Annotated in this window: 1 protein-coding gene; it reads right to left on the bottom strand. The window is 45.8% G+C overall.

Annotated features, from left to right (window positions below):
• A partial coding sequence (locus JS756_RS39075; RefSeq protein WP_205387480.1) for a reverse transcriptase family protein occupies positions 1-396 on the bottom strand: 396 nt, incomplete at its 3' end.
• Between the last annotated feature and the right edge of the window lie 65 nt (positions 397-461).

Below are 461 nucleotides of genomic sequence, written 5' to 3'. Positions count from 1 at the left end.
ATAATAAGCGTCTGTGATGTCGAGCTTCGTGAACCATTTTGCTCCTCTGATGCGATCTTGCATCTCATCGATTCGTGGTAGCGGATGTCTGTCTTTGATCGTAATGGCGTTCAGTGGTCGGTAATCCACACATAGTCGTAAGCTTCCATCCTTCTTTGGTACAAACAAGACTCCGTGTCCCGCTGGTGATTTTGATGCTCTGATTGTTCCTTTCTTTAACTGCTCATCGATGTATTCTCGTAATGCGTGTGACTCTTTTTCTGACATTGAGTAAATCTTTTTGCATGCTGGATTCTTCCCTTCCTCTAGGGGTATCGTGTGATCGTGCAGTCCATGTGTCGGTAGTTCAGGTTGCTCTGGCTGATTGAACAAATGCTGAAACTCTTCGTACTCCACTGGTACGGCATTCTGAGCTGCTGTCGCTGCTAACTCCTTCGAATCTATCCAAGTCCATGAATCAG

Source organism: Streptomyces actuosus, assembly GCF_016921115.1.
GTDB classification, from domain to species: Bacteria; Actinomycetota; Actinomycetes; order Streptomycetales; family Streptomycetaceae; genus Streptomyces; species Streptomyces actuosus_A.
Note: the sequence above shows the minus strand (reverse complement) of the source record. Positions and strands in the feature narration are given on the sequence as shown.